Genomic DNA, 21065 nt, shown 5'->3' with positions numbered 1-21065 from the left:
CCACCATGAGCACACGCATGGCATCACCCAACCTTGCCGCCACGCTACGGTACGCCGGTCACGACCTCAAGCGATTGCGCCGCGACCTACCAACGCTCTTCTTTAGTATTGGGCTACCGATCATCTTCTACATTCTCTTCGGCGCGATGCAAGAATATGGCGACGTTGAGTTCAACGGCGGAAACGTTGCCGCCATGGTCATGATCGGCATGGCGCTCTATGCCGGCGCCACAGGCGCTGTCGGCGCAGCCGGCTCAATGGTCGCAGAAAATCGCGCCGGGTGGGGACGGCAATTAGCGCTTACTCCCCTACGCCCCTGGCAGCTAGGCATTGCTCACTTCCTCAATATCGCGGTCCGCGCCATCTTGCCCATCGCCGCTGTCTTCATAACCGGAGCGCTCACCAAAGCCAACATGCAGCCGGATCAGTGGTCACTGGCTTTTCTCTCCACCGTCGTCTGTGCCATCCCCTTCGGCTTTTATGGCATGGCCTGCGCCATGCTCATTCCCTCGGAAAACACGGTGTCCATTGCCTCGTCCAGCATCGTTATCCTCGCGTTTGCAGGAAATGTCTTCATGCCGCTCAAAGAATCTCTCCTTGGGATTGGACGCTTCACCCCCATGTACGGCGCGCAGGCTCTTGCGCGCTGGCCGCTCTCAGAAGGTGCTCAGATGATCAACGGCCAGCAGCTCTTTATCGAAGATCCTCTCTGGTACGCATGGGTTAATATCGCGGTATGGATAGTGGTTTTCGTCGGGGCGTGCGTGCTTCTTCACAAGCGCGACAGGAACCGAGCATGATGCTCAGCTTCAAATCCCGCGACGCTGCTTTTGCCGCGGTGTGGCTGGTATTTCTCCTGCCAGTACTAGTGCAAGTCCTTTTCCAGCCCACTCATTCCGCCGCCCAACGTATCTGGGCAATAGCAATCACCGCCGTCTTCTGCGTGGCCTACACTCTTGCTTTCGGTACGCTGCACTTCTACCCACAAGGGTGGTCCTACCGGCGTCGCGTGACCACCTGGTGGCTTATCCTCGCACTCCTCGCGCTTGCTGCCATCCCCTCGCACGGTGTCTGGGCCGTGGTCTTCGTGCCATACCTTGGGGCCTTAGTATCCTTCACGCAACCGCTGAAGACAGCAACCACCATCATTGCGCTGACCGGAATCGTACTGAGTATCCCTCTCTGGCTCTATGCGGAACAGCGCTTTATCGAATTCGCATTGATCCTTTTCGGCTGGCCGCTGCTCATCTTGATGCTTGGCACATTGTCCCAACGCGAAGATATAGAAACCGCCTTGCGCCACGACTTGGAATTAGCCCAACAGCGCGAGGATATCGCCTCCGATATCCATGATCTCCTCGGTCATACTCTCACGGCAATCAACCTCAAATCTGAAGTAGCCCGCCGCTTCATCGACCGCGACCCGTCTCAAGCGGCTGCCGAGCTCGAGGAGATTAGCGCTCTCTCACGGATGTCCCTTGCCGAGGTCCGTTCGACAGTAACGCGCATGAAGAACCCCACCTTTACCGGCGAGCTCCAAGCTGCGCGCCGAATCCTTGAAACCGCCGAAATCAAAACCCACCTTCCTGATCCCCTTTCGCAGCCCAAGTCACATGAGGAACTTTTCTCGTGGGCATTGCGAGAACTCACCACCAACGTGGTGCGGCATTCCGGCGCTTCAGAGTGCTGGGTGAACCTCACCGAGAGCTCCCTTCAGGTGACGGACAACGGCCGCGGCTTCACGGAAGACGCTACGCACGCGCTTGCCGCCGGGCTCACGGGCCTCGCCGGTCTTCGACGCCGCGCGGCAGACGCGGGCGGTGACGTTATAGTCCGGCGTGCCGATGGCTTAACCACGGTCCTCCTGACTCTTCAAGGCGCCCCTGACATAAAGGATCCCCATCAATCATGACGACTCCCATCCGAGTGCTCATTGCCGAAGATCAATCTTTAGTCCGCGGAGCGCTTACCGCACTGCTCAATGCTGAACCGGACATTGATGTCGTTGCAGACTGTTCCTCAGGGACTGAGGTCTCCGGGCTCGTCGCTCAGCACAGCGTTGACGTGGCGCTACTGGACATCGAAATGCCTGGCATGAATGGCATCGATGCGGCACACACTATCGCAGATACTGGCTGCCGTAGCCTCATCGTCACCACATTTGGGCGTTCTGGCTACGTCAAGCGCGCGCTACAGGCGGGTGTCGACGGTTTTCTGGTCAAGGACACTCCTCCCGACGAACTCGCGGACGCCATCCGCCGCGTCCATTCGGGTTTGCGTGTGATCGACCCGCAGCTTGCTCAGGACATTCTTTTTGCCCCCGACAACCCTCTGAGCGAACGAGAAATAGAGGTATGCCGCCTGCTCGTCCGTGGGCTCGGTTCCGCTGATATCGCTTCACAGCTTCACCTCAGCGGCGGAACAGTGCGCAACCATGTCTCCGCCATCATGGCGAAGACACGAGCGGGAAACCGCTTCGAGGCCGCACGGCGGGCCGAAGCAAACGGGTGGATCTAATGCTAGCGGCGTTGACGGCGCTCGCGTACGCGCACTGCGATGCGCACCGGCGAGCCGTGGAAACCGAAGCGCTCGCGGAACTTGCGCTCCAAATAGCGGCGATAACCCGCATCCAAAAAGCCGGTAGTAAACAGCACGATGGTCGGCGGCTGTGTCGAAGCCTGGGTAGCGAACAGCACGCGCGGCAGACGGTTGTTGTTCATCGGCGGTGGGTTCGCGGCAATTGCCTCGCGCATCCAGTTGTTGAGCTGACCAGTAGACACGCGCTGATCCCAGCTCTCGAGAGCCTCAATCATGGCGGGCTCTAGTTTCTGCAGGGCGCGGCCGGTCTCGGCAGAGATATTCACGCGGGTCACCCACGGCAGGTGCCGCAGGTTCTCATCGATCTCGCGGTCCAAGTAGTAGCGGCGATCCTCATCCACGAGGTCCCACTTATTGAAGGCGATGACCAGAGCCTTACCGGCTTCCAAAATCATGTTAAGGACGCGCTGATCTTGCTCAGAGACTTCCTGGGAGGCATCGATGAGCATGATGCACACCTCGGCCGCATCGATCACGCCGCGCGTGCGCAGGGAAGCGTAGTACTCGTGGCCCTGCGCGTTCTTAACCTTCTTGCGTAGGCCCGCAGTGTCGATGAACTTCCATAGCCGCTGATCCAGCTGCACCAAGGAGTCGACTGGGTCGACAGTCGTACCGGCAGCATTGTCCACGACGGAGCGCTCCTCCGCCGTCAGCTTATTCAGAAGCGAGGACTTTCCCACGTTTGGCTTGCCCACCAGCGCTACGCGGCGGGGCCCGGAGGTAATCGAAGAATGGCGCGGTTCCTCGGGAAACAAGCGCAGAATCTCATCCAAGACGTCGGCGCCGCCCCGGCCGTGCTGGGCGGATACCGGCCACGGATCCCCCAAGCCCAGCGCGTAGAACTCGGCCATATCTGCGTACATCGTCTCCGAATCAAACTTGTTCGAGACGAGGATGACGGGCACCTCAGAGCGCTGCAGCTTTCGAGCCATCACAGCATCGGTTTCCGTGATGCCTACCTTGGTGTCCACCACGAACACAATGACGTCGGCAGTCTCCATGGCCTGTTCTGCCTGACGTGCGATGGCGGCGTGGATGCCCTTGACGTTTGGATCCCAGCCACCGGTGTCCTGAACGAAGAAGCGCTGGCCGTTCCAGTCCGCCACGTAGGACACACGGTCACGGGTCACACCAGGATGGTCCTCCACCACTGCTTCACGCCGGCCAAGGAAGCGGTTAACGAGGGAAGACTTACCCACGTTCGGCCGGCCCACCACGGCCACCGTGCAGAGGTTTTCCTCCGTGTGCTCCTCACCTACTCCAAAGGCATGGGATAGAGCTTCCCATTCCTCCTCGCTCAGCGGGGCATCACCTTCGGCCGGTTCTTCTTCGTCACCGAAATCAGCCTCGCCGAATTCCGAGTCGTCGAATTCTGACTCGTCAAACTCATAGTCGAAGTCCGCAGAATCGAAATCCTTCGGCGCCCAGCCGCCGTGCGGATCGCGCACGACCTCTTCCTCGAGTTTGCCTACTGGGTAGTGGAATTCCGTCTCAAAATCTTCCGGCTGCTGCTCCGGATTCAGGTCCGGATTCTGCGGTTCATTAGTCATTCGAGGCCTCCTTTGCAGCCGATTCTTTCACGACGGCGATGAGTGCGTCGAGGACTTCCTTGCGGGTCATCTCGGACGTATCCACAAGCACTGCGTCTTCGGCCGGGCGCAACGGCGAGGTGGCGCGGGAGGAGTCTGCGGCGTCGCGTCGTTCGACGTCGGCAAGCACTGTGTCAAAATCCGATTCAATGCCGGCAGCGAGATTCTGGTCGTGGCGACGCTGCGCGCGGACCTCGGCACTGGCCGTCATATACGCCTTCGCGGGGGCATCCGCGAGAACGACAGTGCCGATGTCACGTCCCTCAACAATCGCGCGGTGCGCCTGTGCGGCCAGCTTCCGCTGCAGTTCGACGAGGTTCTGACGTACTTCCGGGATTGCCGATACCGCCGACACATTACGGGTGACCTCGTCCTCACGGATGACGCGGGAGACATCCTCGCCATCGAAGATAACCTGGGTGGAATCAGGGTCATCGGAGACCTCAAGGGGAAGGTCTGCAGTCGCGGCAATCACCGCGTCAGTATCTACCGGGTCCACCCCTGCGCGCAGTACAGCCAGAGTAGCCACGCGGTACATGGCCCCAGTATCGACATACTTCGCCTCAAGCTGCTTGGCCAGCGCGCGGCACGTTGTGGACTTACCGGTTCCGGAAGGACCATCCACAGCCAAGATGAGACCTTGATTAGGCATATTTGAAATCATTACATCCCCACCGCCTTGTACAGGCTGGTCAATTCATTGGAGTTCAGAGCACGCAGGGAGCCAGGCTTCATATCACCCAGCTGTACTGTGTGAAGCTTCGTGCGCACGAGGCGCTGCACTGGGTAGCCGGCTTCCTTCAACATGCGGCGAACGATGTGCTTGCGTCCCTCGTGCAGTTCGACACGCACCAGCGAATAGCCCTGGTTCTTGTCCACGATTTGGACATAGTCTGCCTGCGCCAAGCCATCTTCTAATTCGATGCCCTCGCGCAGTTGACGAACGAGCTTCTTATCGGCCTCCCCCAGCACTGTGGCCAAGTACGTCTTGGTGACCTCGTATTTGGGGTGCATGAGGCGGTTAGCAAGTTCGCCGTCGTTGGTCAGCAAAAGGAGACCCTCGGTGTCGGCGTCAAGACGTCCGACATGGAATAGGCGCTGACCTGCCACGACGCGATCAGCCACGACATCACCCACGCAAGGCCGGCCCATGTCATCCGACATGGTGGACTGCATCCCGCGGGGCTTGTTGAGCACGAAGTACTGTGTCTCTTCGTTGACGTTGATGCGGGTGCCGTCCACCCGGATGACGTCCTTGTTGGGATCCACGCGGGTGCCCTGCTTGATGATGACCTGACCGTTGACCTCGACGCGGCCCTCATCGATCAGGATCTCAGCGTGGCGGCGCGAAGCAACGCCGGCCTTGGCCAACACCTTTTGGAGGCGTTCGCCTTGGTTCTGGGGATTCTTTGTGTTGTTGCCGTCTACCAGCCAATCCGCGCCCAGCTCTCGGGCGATGGAATCTGCGGTGGTCTTCTTCTTTACATGCTGGTGGCGAGCCGGCTTAGCGTTCGAGACGATCATGTCGCTGTCACGCTTCTTCTTTTCCGGTGTGCCGTCGCGGCGAGCGGGTGGAGTCACGGGAGTGTGTCCTCTCAATAGTTCTTCAATTTGCTCGGCGTGAAATCACGCCTCTGTCCGGCCGCAATCCTACCGCAGAGTATGCCTTTATGAGTAGTCCTCGTCGATCTGCTCGATGTCTGGCAGCAGTGGAGCAAGATCCGGAAGGCGCTCAAGAGAATCAATGCCGAGTAGCTCGAGGAAGAGCTCAGTAGTCTCATACTGGTGCGCATGTCCCACAGAGGGCTCAGGGCTTTCTATCTCCCGAATGAGTCCACGCAACAATAGTGTCCGGACGACTCCATCAACGTTTACGCCGCGAACACCTGCGACTTGAGCTCGGGTTACCGGCTGGCGGTATGCGATGACCGCCAAGGTTTCGAGGGCAGCGCGGGAGAGTTTGGTTTGGGTGCCATCGAGAACAAACTGCTCGACGGCATCTGCGTTCTCTTTACGCGTATAGAAGCGCCACCCCTCGGGTGTCTCACGCAGGTCGATTCCGGAACCACGCTCGGTCAGTTCCCGTTCCACAGCCCGCAAAGTATCGCTAACAACAGTGGGCTCCGCGTCCAACACGCGGGCCAGCTCTTCCACGCTCGCAGGCGAGTCGACGACGAGGAGTATCGATTCGAGGCGTGAGCGCAGCTGCGGGATGAAGGGCAAAGCGCGCTGCACGTTGGAGGGAGCCGCTTCGCTAGGTGCCGGGGATGACGTGTCGTCCATGTTTCGGTAGCGTACCTTAATCCCAGTTCGCCGCTGCGACCACGGCGGGATCTACGTCGAGCCCAGTCCACGATAGTTCGAGCGGCCCCAAGGATTCCGGCTGGGAAGCGTCCACAGCCTTGGCTTTATACAGCTCTAGCAACGCTAGGAAGCGGCCGACGACTTCCATAGAGACGGTACAGTCCCTCGTTAAGGCATCGAAGCTCATCCACTGCCCCGTGCCCAGCAGCTTGAGCGTAGTGAGGATCTTTCCAGCCTGCTCCGGCACAGAAACGGCAACTTGGTGGACGTGCCCAGTCGCGACCTCCTCCGGCGGCTTGGGACGGAAGACACCCGCGGCCAGCTCTGCGAAGCTCGCTGGGGTGTGTCCCAGCTTCACCGGCGGGAGGAGATCACTAAAGCGCTCCTCCATTGCCACCGCCCGCGGATAGCGCCGCTGGGCAGCACGCTGCCACTGCGCGAACTGGTCGGCTACTTGTTTATAGGCCTTGTACTGCAGCAAACGCGCGAAAAGCAGATCGCGGGTCTCCAGAAGCTCGAGGTCCTCCAAATCATCAACCTCGCCGCGCGGTAGCAAACGCGCTGCCTTCAGGTCCAGGAGTGTTGCGGCAATGAGGAGGAACTCCGTGGTCTCATCCAAGTCCGCAGTTTCTCCCAGCGCACGTGTATAAGCCACAAACTCGTCAGTGACTTCAGACAGCGCCACTTCCGTAACGTCCAGCTTCTTTGCTTGAATCAGCTGGAGCAGCAGATCGAACGGGCCCTCGAAGTTGCCCAGCGCGATGCGAAAGCCGGTGATCTCCGGTTGGGTCATAGTAGCTGGCTAGCCGTTAGCCCGCTCAATGACCTCTTTAGCCAGGTCGCGGTACTGCTTGGCCGCCTGGGAGCTCGGGGCCCACGTAGTAATAGGCTCGCCGGCGACAGATGTCTCGGGGAAACGCACGGTGCGGGTAATCACTGTGTCGAAAACCTTGTCACCGAAGTACTCCACCACACGGTCCATAACCTCGCGCGCGTGGCGGGTGCGGCGATCAAACATGGTGACCAAAATGCCCATGATCTCGAGGTCGAAATTGATTCGGTCGGCCACCTTTTCCACAGTGTCGGTCAACAAAGCGAGACCACGCAGGGAGAAGAACTCGCATTCCATAGGAATGATGACGCCCTGCGAACAAGCCAAGGCGTTGACGGTCAGCAGGCCCAGGGAAGGCTGGCAGTCAATGATGATGAAGTCATAGTCCTTGCGCACAGGACGCAGCGCGCGGGCCAGAGTGTGCTCGCGGCCTACCTCATTGACCATCTGGATTTCCGCGGCGGACAGGTCGATATTGGCCGGGACAAGGTCGAGCCCCGCCACACCGGTATGCACAATGGCTGAGTGCACCGAGACCTCACTGTCGAGCATGACGTCATAAATGGTGTCTTGAATCTGGTCGTGGGTCAGACCCAGACCGGCCGAAAGAGCACCCTGGGGATCCAAGTCAACGAGGAGGACTTTACGCCCGAGTTCTGCCAAACATGCGCCCATGTTAATAGTGGACGTGGTCTTTCCCACGCCACCCTTCTGGTTGCACATGGAGATGATTGTCGCGGGACCATGCTTTTCCAACGGCTCTGGTTCCGGAAGCTCCCGCAGTGGGCGGCCGGTCAACCCGACCTGTGTTTCCGAGGCCTCAAACAGTCCCTCGTCGCTCACAGTCACACCTGCTTCCTTGACCTGTACGGCCTTCTGCGGCCTTTCCGCTTCGACACTGCAGCCCCGACCGGCGCTACATTCTTACATCCTTGTGATTATAGGGTACCCCTTGGGCGCCCGTGTCGCGATTATAGCTAGCGCTAACCACAGAATAAAGACTGCAGCCTAGATTAAGAAAGCTCTTCCTTTGACGTCGAGCGGCGCCTCTTCACGACGAACCCGACGATGAGAGCGATGATCCCGATGCCCACAATGCCCGCTGCGAGCACGCCAGCTCCCACTCCCGAGCTCTCCTGTTCCGCGCTGTCAGACCCGTTAGCGCCATCAGAATCAAGCTGCTGTTCCGGCGGTACCTCACTAGCGTTCTCACGAGTCGGATCCGTAAGCGTCACTACCAGCTCCGCGGACTGAGTGTCCTTATTAAAGAACTGCATGATGAAAGGATTGTCGGGCTCCGTACCTTCTGGATAGGTCAAAGTCATCGTGCGCGAGCCTTTATCGATCTCGCGCTTCACGCCTTCCACAAACTCGCCCTCCGCATTGAGGTAGCGCAGCGTGACCCCGTCATCCTCAAGATGCTTGAAGCGGTTGTACAGATCTAGAGCCTGCTTGAACCCAAGCTTGGCAGTAATTGTCTGTCCGTCGATCGTGGATTCCAGGTTGACATAGGCCGTGTGGGAATCATCGACGCCCTCCCAGCCGCGGCCAGTGCGCAGAGCGCGCTCTTGTCCTTGGCCACCGCCATCTGTGGCAGGCACCGAGCCGCCGGTAGCAGGATCATTTCCGCCTTCTTTTTCATCTCCGCCTGTGCTGCCCTGAGGATCCCTGTTACCCCCAAGACTATCCGCGCCACCTGGGTTCTGCTGACCCCCTCCGAGGCTGTCCGGATCGCCGCTTTCAGCCGCATCATTGAGATCCTCGGCGGTTACCTCAGCATCTGCCACGAGCACGATAGTCACGGTTACGCCCTGGTAGGTCACCGGAACACTGATTTGCCCTCCAGCTGCCGGCGCGGTCACCGTTGCAGTACCACCAGAAGCGCTCACATTCCACCCATCGGAGGCCACGTTGACGTCGACAGGCACAGGCAAGGAGACGGTTGTCGTCTGACCAGCCGGCACCGGGATGGTGGTATCTTGCGCGTGCGCAACCGCCGCCCCAAACCCAGCTATTTCACCCTTCCCGCTCACTGGGCCGGCGACGATACCGGACAGCGGGGCTACGGTGAGCGCGAAGGCTAGAGCCATCCCGCGATAAGTTCGGGAGAAAGATGCGGTTGAAGCCATAAGAATCCTTTTCATTGCTAGACGTCGTGATGATTCTAGGTGCCCTAGGCACGCGGGTGCGCAGTGTGCCATACCTCGCGGAGCGAATCCGCGGTCACGTGCGTGTAGATCTGTGTTGTCGTCACCGAAGAATGCCCCAAGAGCTCCTGCACGGTACGCACATCCGCCCCGCCTTCTAGCAGGTGGGTAGCAAAAGAATGCCGCAAAGTGTGCGGGGAAATCTTCGTGCTCAGGTGCGCACGCTGCGCTGCGGTCTTGATCGCAGCCCAGGCGCTTTGCCGCGACAAAGCCCTTCCCCGAGTGTTGAGGAATAAGGCGTGGGAGGCCCCCGTTGCCAAAACCGGTCGGGCACGCACCAGGTAGTTCTCCACCGCTTTCACCGCATGCGAGCCCAGCGGAACCAGGCGCTGCTTATCGCCTTTGCCGCTGAGCACGAGGATGTCACGTACCGACGTCGGTCCCTCACCCGTTACATCGTCCACGCTCAGCGAAATCACTTCGGAAATACGGGCTCCCGTTCCATACAGCATTTCCAAAAGGGCGCGATCCCGAATATCAACGGGTGTTGCGGATTCATCGGTGGGGATAGCGTTGAGGAGAGCCTCGACGTCGTGCACGCTGAGTGTTTCTGGCAATGCTTGCGCCCGCTTGGGCGGGGACACTTCCGCCGCCACATCCTCCTCAATCATCCCCTCCGCTAGCGCAAACTTGTGCAAGCCGCGCGCCACAATCAGTGCGCGGCTTGCAGAGGACTGTGCTAAAGATTCTCGGAGAAAAACGAGGTAGTTTTCCACGTGCGCGCGGGTCCCCCGACGTAGGTCCGTGATGCCGGATCCCGCGAGCCAATCAACATAGCGATTGATATCTCGGCGGTAGTTGCTCACCGTGTTCTTTGAGGCACCTTTTTCCACCATGAGGTGCATCAACCATGCTTCTCCCGCAGCTGCGGCGGAGCTTGACGGCGTCACAGCTTCTTCAGATCCGGTCCAGGGCGCCGTTGCGCTAGGGATTGCGGGCGCAGCTCGAAGGGCGCATCAACCGAGCGCGCCGTGCGCCCCTCTTGCACACAGGCATAAGCTGCGAGAATTCCCGCCACCGCAATCGAGTTCACAATCTCCCCCGCGAGGATCCACTCGACGGCCTCATCGAGGAGCACCCAGGCGAAACCCATGTCCGCTTCTTCATCGCCTTCCGCTGCGAGCTTCTCCACGGAGGACAGGCCCCGCGCTAAGAAGACGCGCACGGCTTCCTCACAGAAGCCCGGGGAGGTCACCAAATCGGTCAGAACTACCCAATCTTCGGCGGCTAGCCCGGCCTCCTCCTGGAGCTCGCGTTGCGCGCCGCTGAGCTCATCTTCACCCTTGACGTCGAGTAATCCAGCCGGTAGCTCCCACAGGCGCTTGGCGACGCTATGGCGGTACTGCTCCACCATCGCGACCCGGTTGCTCTCGTCCAAGGCCACAACGGCGACAGCGCCGAGGTGCTCTACAATCTCACGCTGCGCTACTACCTCCCCTGGCATGATGACGTCATCGCGACGAACGGCGATGATGGGGGCGTCGACAAGCAGCTCGCTACCTACCGTGCGAAACTCGTGTGACATCTAGAGGTCCTTCGGCAGCGCCGGCGCTGCGCCTTCAGCATTCGCCGCAGAACCGTAGACGCCCTTACCGCCATCCAGCTGTTCCTTGACCGCCAGGACTGTAGCCATCTGGGACACTGGGTGATCGATGGAATCCACAGTGCTGATTCCTGTCTTGGCGGCACGAAGCTTATCCAAGACTCCATCATCGCCGGCAGATTGTACGCGACCGGCATAGACCATAGCGGTGTCTACGGAACCAAAACCTTCAAGGAATTTGACGGTGGTATCGATAGCGTACTTCTTAGCAGCGCTGTTCTCATCATCACCCGGGACCAAGCCGCCGCCCACGACAACGACTGCTTGAGCGGGAAGGATAGTCCCGTCTTTGTAGTCGATATAGCCGGCATCGCGCAGGGCACGCAGCAAGGTGGCCCGGTCCTCCACGCTGGCAAGAGGCTGGGTGGTCTTAGCATCCATCAGCAGGCCCGCGGCGAGAGCTTGGCCGGAATGAGTACCGGCATCGACCTTCTTCTTGTCGAGCTTCGCACCGGCCGGCAAGGTAGAGGTCACGAGGGACAGGAGCTTGTCTGCCGAATCTTGGGCAAGGAATTTGTCGGTCAGCTTGATGCTTCCGGCGTCGGTGGAATCCGCTGACCCCAACAGATCCTTCACGGCCTTAACGTCGGCATCATCAGCATCAGGCATGCTCAGCACCATGACTGGGCGCTGGACTAGGGTTCCATCGACCACGAAACGGCCGAGTTCGCCCATGACGGAATCCGCAGAGTCCAACTGGGCCTCTGCAATATTATTGTCCATCACCAGCTCGCTGTACTTTTCCCGCACCTCATCAGTGGATTCACCTCCGGGGCCCGGGGCGGAATCCATGTTGGGGGCGATCACCAGTGTGCCGAGCGCGATGCCTAGTGCTGCGCCGAAACCGAGCCCGGCAACGACCAAGGATTTAGGCGACATCATCACTTGAACCACCCCTGCACGCTCAATGCGAAGTTATTCCAGGTATCGATCAAGTTCTGGAGGAAGGATTCGTCGCCCCCCAAGCCGACGATCAGAATAACCACGGCGAGCGCCACGAGAATGCCGAGCAGCGCCCACAGCCACCCCATAGCGCCGGAATTCGGCGCAGTATAGAGGTTAATAACAGCGTCCGCATCCACCAGGCGCGTTCCTGCCTTCATGTGGCACAGCAAGGCCGCCGGCGTAGCATTCGGCTCATTGGCGAAGATGTCATCGAGATCGAGGGCTCCCCCGACCTGCACGATCATCTGGGCTTCGTGGTAGTCCGCTAACAGAAGGGCAAGGTCGGTGGCTGAGTCCGTAGCTGCCGGGAAAGTCATCGCGCCGATCCCCAGATCCTGAATGCGCTCAAGCCCTTCAGCAGTCCCGTCTGGCTCAGCGGGAAGAATGACCTGGGCGCCGCTGCGCAAGGTTTCCGAGCTCACCTCGGAGGGGTTTCCCACGATGAAGTGGGGCTGGTAGCCCAGCTCTACCAACGTATCGGCTGCAGAATCCACGCCAATGATGATGGGTTCATACTCGCGGATGAAATTGCGCAGAAGTGTCAGCTTCTTACGGTGTTCCTCGGAGGGCGAAACCACGAGTACTTTACGGCCAGCCATGTCGGAACCCGCATCGGGTACGCCCAGGCCGTCAATGAGCAGGGGCCCCTCGGAGTGAATGAACTCGATGGAGTTGCCGAAATATGCCTCCATGTGGTCGATGAGTTCCTGTTGGGCAGAAGCGAAATTCTTCTCCGCACGGTCACGAGTAACTACCGTTCCGGAGGACAGCTGGGTATCACCAGAATAAATCGCGCCGTCCTCAGTGAGTCGTGCCTTCTTTCCATCCTTGAAGTTGCTCACGAAGTCTTGACCGACGCCCTCAACGAGGGTGACGTCGGCGTCGAGAAGCATATGCGGGCCATAGTTCGGGATAGAACCAGTGGAAAACTCGGCGACATTGATAACGGCGGCCGGCTTCATGTCCACGAGGGTCTGGGCCTCTTGGCGGGAAATATTGGCAGCGTTGATGACGGCGAAGTCACCAGCGCTAAACTTCTTCATGCCTTTGCCACCCGGGGTGCAATCACGCAGCGCGCCGTGTTCTCCAGGCAGATCGGTGTTACGGGAAAACAGACTCATGCCTGACAGTTTCCCCTGTTAAGGGCTCAATGTGTGGAAGGCGCGCGGAAAGTCTCAACTTCTGCTTGAGCTCTATCAAAAAGCTCCTGAGCGTGCGCGCGACCGGTCTCGGTGTCATCGAGACCAGCCAGCATACGAGCGAGCTCCTCGACGCGCTCCTCGGCGGTCAAATCCGCCACGCCTGACGTGAACTTCTCCTTAGACACATGCAGGTGCGAATCTGCATAGGCAGCTACCTGGGGCAGGTGGGTAACGCAGATGACCTGGTTGGTAGTCGAAAGCCGTGCTAGGCGACGTCCGATCTCCACCGCCGCGCGCCCTCCGACACCGGCATCCACCTCATCGAAGACCAGCGTGGTGCCGTCGTCACTGGCCAGAACAACCTCCATAGCCAGCATGACGCGGGAGAGCTCACCTCCCGAGGCCGCGGAAGCTAGCGGTTTGCCGTTGAGCTGGAACTCAACCTCATCCGCGCCACTTTTGGAATATTTGGTCTTCTTCACGGCGGCCGTCAAGGTGGAGTTTGGCATGGCCAAGCCGTGAATCTCTTCGGAGACCTGAGCACCGAGTTTCTTCGCTGCCTTGGTACGGGCAGCAGTGAGTGCTTCTGCCTTGGCCACCATCGTCTTTTCGGCCTCCATTACTTCCTTCTTCAAGGCCTCGAGGGCCTCGGTGGAGGTATCCAAGGTCGCAAGTTTGGCTTCAGCGGCGTCCCGCCAGGCCAGAACTCCATCGATGTCAGCGGCATACTTGCGCGTGAGGAGCTTGAGCTCTTGCTGGCGTTGCAGAGATTCCTCGAGGAGGTTGGGATCCGCGGGCAGATCGCTCAAATACGTGGTGAGCTCAGCAGCGATATCGGTCAGCTGTGTGGTGACTTCACTCAACCGCTCTCCTAGCCTGGTCAGCTCGGCATCGCTCGCCCCAGTTAGTGCCGATTCAGCTGCACCGACAAGGTTGACAGCAGTGTCCTCATCACCAAAACCTTCACCGCCGTCCAAGGCGCTCAGAGCAGTGGCGGCGCCTTCGCGCAAAGCATCGACGTCTTGCAAACGCTTAATCAGAGCTACGAGCTCAGCATCCTCACCGGGCTCCGGTTCGAGATCAGAAATCTCCTTAATGGCGAACTGCAAGCGGTCCACCTCTTGGGCCATCTCACGGCGGGACTCCATCCGGTGCTGGTAGTCCTTGGCCAATGCGCGCCACTGCCTAAAAGCCTCGGTATACGCAGTACGGATCTTCTCGATGGAAGGCTCGAAGCGATCGATGGCGGCCAGCTGTTGATCAGCCGACAGCAAGCGCAACTGGTCATTTTGCCCATGCACAGTGATGAGGTGGGAAGCGAATTCCCCCAACGTCGCCGCCGGCACCGAACGCCCGCCCAAATAGGCACGTGAGCGCCCTGCCGCAGACACCGTGCGGGAGGCGATATACTCACCGTTTTCATCCGGCTCTCCTCCTGCGTCCTCGACCAAAGCCGCCACAGCCGGTGAATCCGAGGAAAAATGACCTTCCACGGCCGCCTTTGAGGCCCCATCGCGCACGCGTGATGCATCAGCGCGACCGCCAGCTAGCAGGCGCAAGCCAGTCACGACCATGGTCTTACCGGCGCCAGTTTCACCGGTAAGCACGGTTAGCCCCTGCGAGAGCTCCGCAGCGGAGCTTTCGATAACGCCGAGGTCAGAGATGCTGATATCTACGAGCACAGTGCGGTATCTTCCTTCCTGAATACGCGTTAGGGCAGTTAATGCCGGGGCCCGCGCCAACCTTCCACGGGCAGGCGGAGCTTGGACACGAGGCGGTCGGTGAAGGGCTGCTGGTCCAGCCGAACCCAGCGCACGGGCCTTTCACCACGCACGATTTCCACTCGCGAACCCGGCGGCATAGAAATCTCGCGGAAACCATCGAGGATTACCACGGCCGGAGTCGTAGCCGAGGCTGATTCCACCGCCACCTGCGAATCCGGAGAGACCACGAGTGGTTTGGTGAACAGCGCATGCGCATTGTTAGGAACCACAAGGATGGCATCGAGGGAGGGCCACAATACCGGCCCGCCAGCTGAGAAGGCATAGGCTGTGGAGCCCGTCGGAGTGGAGATAAGAACACCATCGCACCCAAAAGCTGAAACTGGGCGCCCATCCACTTCGAGGATGGCATCGAGGACCCCTGAGCGGTTGAGGTTCTCAATCGAGGCCTCATTGAGCGCCCAGCTACGCTCCCGCAGCTTTCCCTCGGCATCAAACACTGCAACGTCAATGGTCAGGCGGTCTTCGACGTCATAGGATTGCTCGATGACGCGCACCAACGCTCGATCCAAAGACTCCGCTTCCCACTCTGCGAGGAAGCCCACGTGCCCCAGATTGATGCCTAGGACGGGGACGTCCACTGCACGTGCCATGTCAGCAGCGCGCAAGAACGTGCCATCACCACCGAGCACGAGGACTAGCTCACAGCCTTCGGCTGCCGCCGGCGTATGCCTCACGTGCTGCAGCCCAGGGAGAACGGTGTCCGCTCCGCAGACGCGTACCTTGATGCCAGCCTCCTGCAGCAGCTCTGCTGCACGGTGCGTGGCAGCGAGGTTATCCTCGCGGCTAGCGTGCGGGACAAGAAGAATTTCGCGGCGAGTGGTGCCCTCCGCGGCGCTAGTCCTGCTCACTGGGGTCCTTCCTTGATTGCCGTGTCGATCAGTACATCCAGCTTATCTTCTGGGGTGGACAAGCCATCCTTGACCAACCACAGGAAGTATTCGACATTGCCGCTTGGTCCGGGTAGCGGGGATGCCGCCGCGCCTTTGACGCTCAATCCGAGCTCTTGAGCAAAGACGGCCACATCCTTGGTAACTTCTGCGCGAAGCTCAGGCGAGCGCACAACTCCGCCGGCCCCAATCCGGTCCTTGCCCACTTCAAACTGCGGCTTGACCATAGGCAAAAGCCACGCGCCGTCCGCCATACATTTAACGATTGCCGGAAGTACCAGCTTCAGGGAGATAAAGGAAAGATCCCCCACCATCGCGTCGCAAGGCCCATCCGTCTGTTCCAGAGTCAGGTTGCGAATATTGGTGCGGTCAAGCACAATAACGCGCTCATCATTTTGCAAACGCCACAATAGCTGTCCATAGCCCACGTCAACAGAAAGCACTTCTGCGGCACCGCGACGCAAACAGACATCAGTAAAACCGCCGGTGGACGCGCCCGCGTCCAAGACACGCTTGCCTTTGAGGTCAACGTCGAAAGCCGCGAGCGCACCGAGGAGTTTGTGCGCGCCTCGCGACGCCCAATCATCACCCTCGCTGGCCTCGACCTTGATAGACACCTCTGGCTCGACCACTGTCGCGGGTTTCGTAGCCTTGAAGCCCCCAACCGTCACCCGACCAGCCTTGATCATCTCAACGGCTTGTTCTCGTGAGCGCGCAATCTTGCGGCGTACCAACTCTGCGTCGAGACGGCGACGTTGCGGTGGCATGATTAGATCCTCTTTCCCCTAGATTCCTCGGCGATTCGCGCTAATTATCTTGGAGCGCATCGCGCAACACGGTATGTGCGCGGTCCAGCTGGGCTAACTCTTCCTCAAGAGTCTCTACGGGCTCGGTGAGGATCTCGGTGATGGAGGCATCGAGGGTCTCTGGAGCCAACACTGCGCGCGGGTCATGGGGTTTTACCGCCATGTGGACACTACCCTCTCCGCGGCTTCGCTCCGCGGCTGAATGTAGCGCGGCGGTTCGGAACCGGCCCAGGCCACTTCAAGTACGGTACGAAGTGCCTCGACGGACGTCGATTTCTCAGTACCGCCCTGGAGAACAATGTCATAACCGTCGAAGCGTGCCTTGAACCCGCCCTGGGCTCCCGGACGTGCTTGGGCCTCAGACAACGAGAGCTCATGGAATCCGGCACCGATGAAATTCGGGCGCTCTTCTGGCTTCGCTTCAATGAGTGCCAGCTCACGCGATACACCTGTAAGCACGTGGAAGGTATCCATAGCCGCGTTGTTGCCGCCAACGATATCGGTGTCAAGACGGTCCCCTACAGCAAGGGGCTTCGACGAGTTCACCAGCTTGGCTGCCTGCGTAAACATAGCGGGCTCAGGTTTACCAGCCGAAATTGGTTCCACCCCTGTCGTGGAAACTACGGCTGCGACGAGTGAGCCATTACCCACCGCCATTCCGCGCTCCGTCGGAAGTGACGTATCAAGGTTTGAGGCATAGTACTTCGCACCTTGGTTAATAGCGAGCGCGCCTTCAGAGAGTTGTTCCCACCCCACTGATTTATGCATGCCCTGCAGTACAGCAGCAGGCTTGTCATCAGCACTATCAACAACGACGAAACCGGCATCGCGCGCTAGCGAGCGGAAGGAGTCCGCACCGATGACGAGGACCTTGGCGCCAGCCGGCAGATCCTCACGAGCAATCTTGACTACCGCTTGCGCTGAGGTAACAACGCGATTGGCATCGGTCTCAAGACCGATCTCTTCGAGCATATCGGCTACGGTTTGGGGGCTGCGCGAAGCATTATTCGTGACATAAACAGCAGGGACGCCGCAAGAATTGATCACGTCAACCACGCACTGAAGGGCTTGTCCGCCCTCCCACACAGTTCCGTCAAGATCCAGCAACAGTGAATCGTGGGTTTTGAGAATACTCATTATTTACACTCGGCCAGACGCTCTGCGGCGTCGGTCCAGTCTCCTTCATCAATGTCGATCGCGTGCTGGAACCATTCCTGTGCCTCGTCTTTACGGCCAGCTTCCAGCAAGGCGTTGGCATAGGCATAGGAAAGGCGGCACGCGGACACACCCGTGGCATCCTTCGTGGGTTGCGCACGCTGAATCGTGACCACTGCGGAATCTGCCTGGCCCATGTCCAACCGCGCGCCTGCAGCGACGATGGCCAATTCGACGGCATCCTCTGGACTAAGCTCCTTAGCCTCCTCGCTACGCCACAGCTCGACAGCTTTCTCAGGGCGCCCAAGTCCGCGCTCGCAATCAGCCATGACAGCCATCAAACCAGGGCCACCGGAAATGCGGCGTGCTGCGCGCAGCTCCGCGAGTGCTTCCTTCCACTCGCCGGCGCGGTACGCAGCGATTCCGTTCATCTCACGAGCAACCGAAACACGGCCTGCACGGTCTTTGGCAGCACGGGCATGGCGAAGTGACAGCTGTGGATCGTCATCAAGCCACGTCGCCGCCATGATGAGGTGCTTAGCCACTGCTTCGGAGTTTTCCTTCGAAAGCGAAGAGAGGTCCTGCAAAACCGAGGGATCGAGATCAGTGATATCGATATCAGAAGGCAGGTCCGGGTCCGTCATGCGGCGGTTGATACGCTCCTCACGGTAGCCCGAACGCTGCGGATGCGAGGCTTTGTTCTTATCGCGACCATGGCGCTTTCGATCATTGCGGCGCTCATCACGGCGATCACTGCGGCGCTCTTCACGACGCCCCGATGCGCCACCACGTTTTTCAAACTTGCGGCCCCCAGAGCGGTTGTGCCCACGGTTGCCTTCCGAGGAACCTTCGCGGCCACGGCGGTGGTCGCGGGAGTTGGATTCAGACATTAAAGCTATGCACTTTCTGCGGTTGACGCGTCCGTATGTACCGAACCAGTCTACAGGTCAGCGAAACAAAACCGGCAATACACTGGCTAGTAAGTGAAACGGCCCACAACCACCGATTGACGTCCAAGACTCACGAGAATTAAAGAGGAAAATCCAACCTGTTCAGTGGCCACCAACAATGCCTCACGCGGTCTAAGCCAGCAGTCACCTGGGAAGCGGATAGTCCATGTTCCACGCTTCCATGCTCCAGTTGCTTCCCGCGGACAACGGCCCAGAATGTCCAGCCATTATTATGAATGGCGTCAAGACGAATCCTATGGCGATCCTTCGCCATGACCGCGCCTTCCTCAATCAGTCGGTCCGGGCGCAGTCCCTCTACGGTCACGTCAAGCATGCGCGATTCGCCGTTTGGCGCCACAACGAGAGCTTTCGTGGCATAAAAATGCCCCTTCTTTCCAGCCTTTGCACCTTTCTCTTCGTGGAAAAGGCTCCCGAGGAGGACTGGGTAGAAATCTATCCAACCATTCTTCCAAGCCTTGCTGATCCTCAAAGCGAAGAAGATATGCCGAGCTACAAGAAAAAGGAAGTAAAGCAACAACCCGCCAAGGAGAAACGCCAATAATCCTGGAATCTGCATGCTGTTCAGCAGTAAACCGAAGAAGAAGATAAAAGCTGCTATCAAGACCATCGCACCGAAAAAGACTAGCCCGTCGCGGATAGCACGCATCTGAGGCACTGGTTCCTCTGCCTCAAAGACGCGACACAGGCCATAGGGAGAAGGACTATCGTTCTTTCGCCTAAAGGGCACAGCCTTCAAGTCCCTCAGGAAGGTCGCATTATAAGCATGCGTAAACAGACTCGATGATTGTGAAAACCTCATCTACTTCTCCTCAGCGGCCCCTCAGAACGAAGTGCATATACGGAAATCATTCTAGTTCGCGGGCGGATGAAGGTCCGCTATCTATAAGTGCAGACCTGGATGTGCATTCATCCAAGTTGCTGGTCCTGGGCTGTTTGCGGTGTGGTGTGAAGCTTTGGACTACGCCACCCCACAGGAAGTAGAAACCGAGTACTATCTCACCCAGCCCATCAACACAGGGTCGTAAAAGAAGCGGAACTAAACCCAGGACGCTTCATTCTCCCTCACGATGCTCACAGTGGTGATTTTCGCCTTACTACCCATGAAGATAGTTGGAAGGAAGTTGAGTGATATTCATGACTGGTTCAAGTTATCGATCAAGAGTATTTGGATATAATTTTAGTCGGATCGTACTTATCTTCGCAGTACTCTTATTGTGTGTCTACTTCTTGACCAGAAGAGATCAAACCGCCTTTATCACATGCGGTCTTTTAGTGTCTCTGGCAATTTTCTTTAATGTCGGGGTGTTGCTGAATGATGAAATCCTTCGGATTTCAGTTCTTGGCATTCCAGTTAGCAACGTTCGTTTGGAATCTCTGAAGGGGGCGGAGATCCTTCCCTCGGGCCCCATACTCGAATCCCAAACGTTTGGGGTTCACTTCCTGGATGGCACTATTTCATTCCATGCCGGTTCTGCAAATATCCTCCTACACCGCAATATCGGAAGACCCATTCGCTTGACGGTTAAAGACCCAGAGGAATTTTTACACCTCCTAGCGGAGAACTCCGCTATTCGACCCGCTTCTCACAGTTAAGCCCCCGGTGCCGACACAACTGGCAACCAAAAGCATACCTCGAAGAGCTCCTCACTCAAGCATCACCCGATCTGACGCGTCAGATGCTCGGTGATTTCATCAAGCAAATTCTATCTTCCCAAGACGATACTGTCGGCAACGCTGACTACGGCACCACCAGCGACAACCGCGTCAACCACCGCAACGGCTACCGCCACCGACTACTGGATACACGGGTCAGCACCGTCGATGTGGCTATCCCGAAACTACGCCACGGTTCCTTCTTGTCTGACTGGCTGTTAGAACGACGAACCCGTAGCGAACGTGCCATGTAGATAAGCCTCTGGGCACTAAAGTACCCAGAGGTACTATGCAGTTGGTATGGACTGCGGAAGCTGCATTGACTGTCAGTAGCGCGAATACGAGGAGTGAAACATGGTAAATAATTGGAGCATAACGTCTTTTGCCCATTACATGAATTCGCTTTTTAAAGCGGTATTTTGCTCAAGAAAACCTCATTTCTTCCGGAGCTGTCGAGCTACGGGCAGCTTGGAGAACGGCTCAGTACGTCTACTGCGTATTCAGTGGCCTGTTACTTGGGGGTCTGTACTTTCAGGTCTGTACTTTTAGCATTTTCGGGTGGACCTGACCCCCGGAAAGTAGACACGTC

21 protein-coding genes and 1 pseudogene are annotated in these 21065 nt (G+C 58.6%); 4 read left to right on the top strand and 18 right to left on the bottom strand.

Going from position 1 to position 21065, the window contains the following annotated elements; genetic code table 11:
• The first annotated feature begins 5 nt into the window (after nucleotides 1-5).
• From HMPREF2743_RS04160 to HMPREF2743_RS04150, 3 genes are read left to right on the top strand one after another with little or no spacing between them, the layout of a single operon-like run.
• Nucleotides 6-800 carry an ABC transporter permease gene (locus tag HMPREF2743_RS04160; RefSeq protein ID WP_070818218.1) on the top strand — a complete coding sequence of 265 codons (795 nt, stop codon included), beginning with the start codon at nucleotides 6-8 and terminating at the stop codon, nucleotides 798-800.
• Nucleotides 797-1912, top strand: coding sequence for a sensor histidine kinase (locus tag HMPREF2743_RS04155; RefSeq protein WP_070743328.1), 1116 nt, complete (start codon nucleotides 797-799; stop codon nucleotides 1910-1912). The genes HMPREF2743_RS04160 and HMPREF2743_RS04155 overlap by 4 nt, the downstream gene beginning before the upstream one ends.
• Nucleotides 1909-2517 (top strand): response regulator transcription factor, encoded by a 609-nt coding sequence (locus tag HMPREF2743_RS04150; RefSeq protein WP_070743325.1) that lies wholly within the window; start codon nucleotides 1909-1911, stop codon nucleotides 2515-2517. Before HMPREF2743_RS04155 ends, HMPREF2743_RS04150 begins: the two co-directional genes overlap by 4 nt.
• Before the next feature lie 2 nt (nucleotides 2518-2519).
• Here HMPREF2743_RS04150 and der read toward each other — a convergent pair whose 3' ends face one another.
• The 18 genes from der to HMPREF2743_RS04065 all read right to left on the bottom strand — a co-directional run bounded on the left by der (nucleotide 2520) and on the right by HMPREF2743_RS04065 (nucleotide 19469).
• Complete coding sequence (gene der, locus HMPREF2743_RS04145) at nucleotides 2520-4148, bottom strand: ribosome biogenesis GTPase Der (protein ID WP_070743322.1); 1629 nt, start codon at nucleotides 4146-4148, stop codon at nucleotides 2520-2522.
• The gene (gene cmk / locus HMPREF2743_RS04140; protein WP_070743319.1) at nucleotides 4141-4851 is read right to left on the bottom strand and encodes a (d)CMP kinase; all 711 of its coding nucleotides are present in this window, start codon (nucleotides 4849-4851) and stop codon (nucleotides 4141-4143) included. Before cmk ends, der begins: the two co-directional genes overlap by 8 nt.
• Complete coding sequence (locus HMPREF2743_RS04135; RefSeq protein ID WP_070818217.1) at nucleotides 4851-5768, bottom strand: pseudouridine synthase; 918 nt, start codon at nucleotides 5766-5768, stop codon at nucleotides 4851-4853. The genes cmk and HMPREF2743_RS04135 overlap by 1 nt, the downstream gene beginning before the upstream one ends.
• 87 nt (nucleotides 5769-5855) lie before the next feature.
• Nucleotides 5856-6470, bottom strand: coding sequence for an SMC-Scp complex subunit ScpB (scpB, locus tag HMPREF2743_RS04130; protein WP_070743316.1), 615 nt, complete (start codon nucleotides 6468-6470; stop codon nucleotides 5856-5858).
• A gap of 16 nt (nucleotides 6471-6486) precedes the next feature.
• Complete coding sequence (locus tag HMPREF2743_RS04125; RefSeq protein ID WP_070524821.1) at nucleotides 6487-7284, bottom strand: segregation and condensation protein A; 798 nt, start codon at nucleotides 7282-7284, stop codon at nucleotides 6487-6489.
• 9 nt (nucleotides 7285-7293) lie between these two features.
• On the bottom strand, nucleotides 7294-8166 hold the full coding sequence (locus tag HMPREF2743_RS04120; protein WP_046649257.1) for a ParA family protein: 873 nt from the start codon (nucleotides 8164-8166) through the stop codon (nucleotides 7294-7296).
• 170 nt (nucleotides 8167-8336) lie between these two features.
• The gene (locus HMPREF2743_RS04115; RefSeq protein WP_070818216.1) at nucleotides 8337-9452 is read right to left on the bottom strand and encodes a hypothetical protein; all 1116 of its coding nucleotides are present in this window, start codon (nucleotides 9450-9452) and stop codon (nucleotides 8337-8339) included.
• 44 nt (nucleotides 9453-9496) lie between these two features.
• Nucleotides 9497-10420, bottom strand: coding sequence for a site-specific tyrosine recombinase XerD (gene xerD, locus HMPREF2743_RS04110; RefSeq protein WP_083321598.1), 924 nt, complete (start codon nucleotides 10418-10420; stop codon nucleotides 9497-9499).
• Nucleotides 10417-11055: an NUDIX domain-containing protein gene (locus tag HMPREF2743_RS04105; protein ID WP_070818214.1), complete on the bottom strand. Its 639-nt coding sequence runs from the start codon at nucleotides 11053-11055 to the stop codon at nucleotides 10417-10419. Before HMPREF2743_RS04105 ends, xerD begins: the two co-directional genes overlap by 4 nt.
• The gene (locus HMPREF2743_RS04100; protein WP_070818213.1) at nucleotides 11056-12015 is read right to left on the bottom strand and encodes a copper transporter; all 960 of its coding nucleotides are present in this window, start codon (nucleotides 12013-12015) and stop codon (nucleotides 11056-11058) included.
• Nucleotides 12015-13199 (bottom strand): putative cytokinetic ring protein SteA, encoded by a 1185-nt coding sequence (steA, locus tag HMPREF2743_RS04095; RefSeq protein ID WP_070445078.1) that lies wholly within the window; start codon nucleotides 13197-13199, stop codon nucleotides 12015-12017. Before steA ends, HMPREF2743_RS04100 begins: the two co-directional genes overlap by 1 nt.
• A 26-nt stretch (nucleotides 13200-13225) precedes the next feature.
• Entirely contained in the window at nucleotides 13226-14902 is a 1677-nt protein-coding gene (recN, locus tag HMPREF2743_RS04090; RefSeq protein ID WP_070644622.1) for a DNA repair protein RecN, read from the bottom strand.
• 38 nt (nucleotides 14903-14940) lie between these two features.
• Nucleotides 14941-15852 carry an NAD kinase gene (locus HMPREF2743_RS04085; protein ID WP_070524808.1) on the bottom strand — a complete coding sequence of 304 codons (912 nt, stop codon included), beginning with the start codon at nucleotides 15850-15852 and terminating at the stop codon, nucleotides 14941-14943.
• Nucleotides 15849-16658, bottom strand: a complete 810-nt coding sequence (locus HMPREF2743_RS04080; protein ID WP_070644621.1) for a TlyA family RNA methyltransferase — start codon at nucleotides 16656-16658, stop codon at nucleotides 15849-15851. The genes HMPREF2743_RS04085 and HMPREF2743_RS04080 overlap by 4 nt, the downstream gene beginning before the upstream one ends.
• A gap of 40 nt (nucleotides 16659-16698) precedes the next feature.
• The gene (locus HMPREF2743_RS12695; RefSeq protein ID WP_168163676.1) at nucleotides 16699-16860 is read right to left on the bottom strand and encodes a hypothetical protein; all 162 of its coding nucleotides are present in this window, start codon (nucleotides 16858-16860) and stop codon (nucleotides 16699-16701) included.
• A complete protein-coding gene (locus HMPREF2743_RS04075) occupies nucleotides 16851-17834 on the bottom strand; it encodes an HAD-IIA family hydrolase (protein ID WP_070644620.1) in 984 nt (327 codons plus the stop codon). The genes HMPREF2743_RS12695 and HMPREF2743_RS04075 overlap by 10 nt, the downstream gene beginning before the upstream one ends.
• Nucleotides 17834-18742, bottom strand: a complete 909-nt coding sequence (locus HMPREF2743_RS04070; protein ID WP_070644619.1) for a tetratricopeptide repeat protein — start codon at nucleotides 18740-18742, stop codon at nucleotides 17834-17836. Before HMPREF2743_RS04070 ends, HMPREF2743_RS04075 begins: the two co-directional genes overlap by 1 nt.
• Nucleotides 18743-18881: 139 nt before the next feature.
• Nucleotides 18882-19469 carry a hypothetical protein gene (locus HMPREF2743_RS04065; protein WP_070644618.1) on the bottom strand — a complete coding sequence of 196 codons (588 nt, stop codon included), beginning with the start codon at nucleotides 19467-19469 and terminating at the stop codon, nucleotides 18882-18884.
• Nucleotides 19470-20442: 973 nt separating this feature from the next.
• Here HMPREF2743_RS04065 and HMPREF2743_RS12350 point away from each other — a divergent pair.
• Nucleotides 20443-20727: pseudogene (locus tag HMPREF2743_RS12350) on the top strand (transposase); the annotation flags it as partial.
• Nucleotides 20728-21065: the final 338 nt, after the last annotated feature.

Origin of the sequence: Corynebacterium sp. HMSC036D02 (genome assembly GCF_001836165.1) — a bacterium.
Taxonomy (GTDB): Bacteria; Actinomycetota; Actinomycetes; order Mycobacteriales; family Mycobacteriaceae; genus Corynebacterium.
The sequence above is the reverse complement of the archived record's forward strand: the minus strand, read 5'-3'. Positions and strand labels throughout refer to the sequence as shown.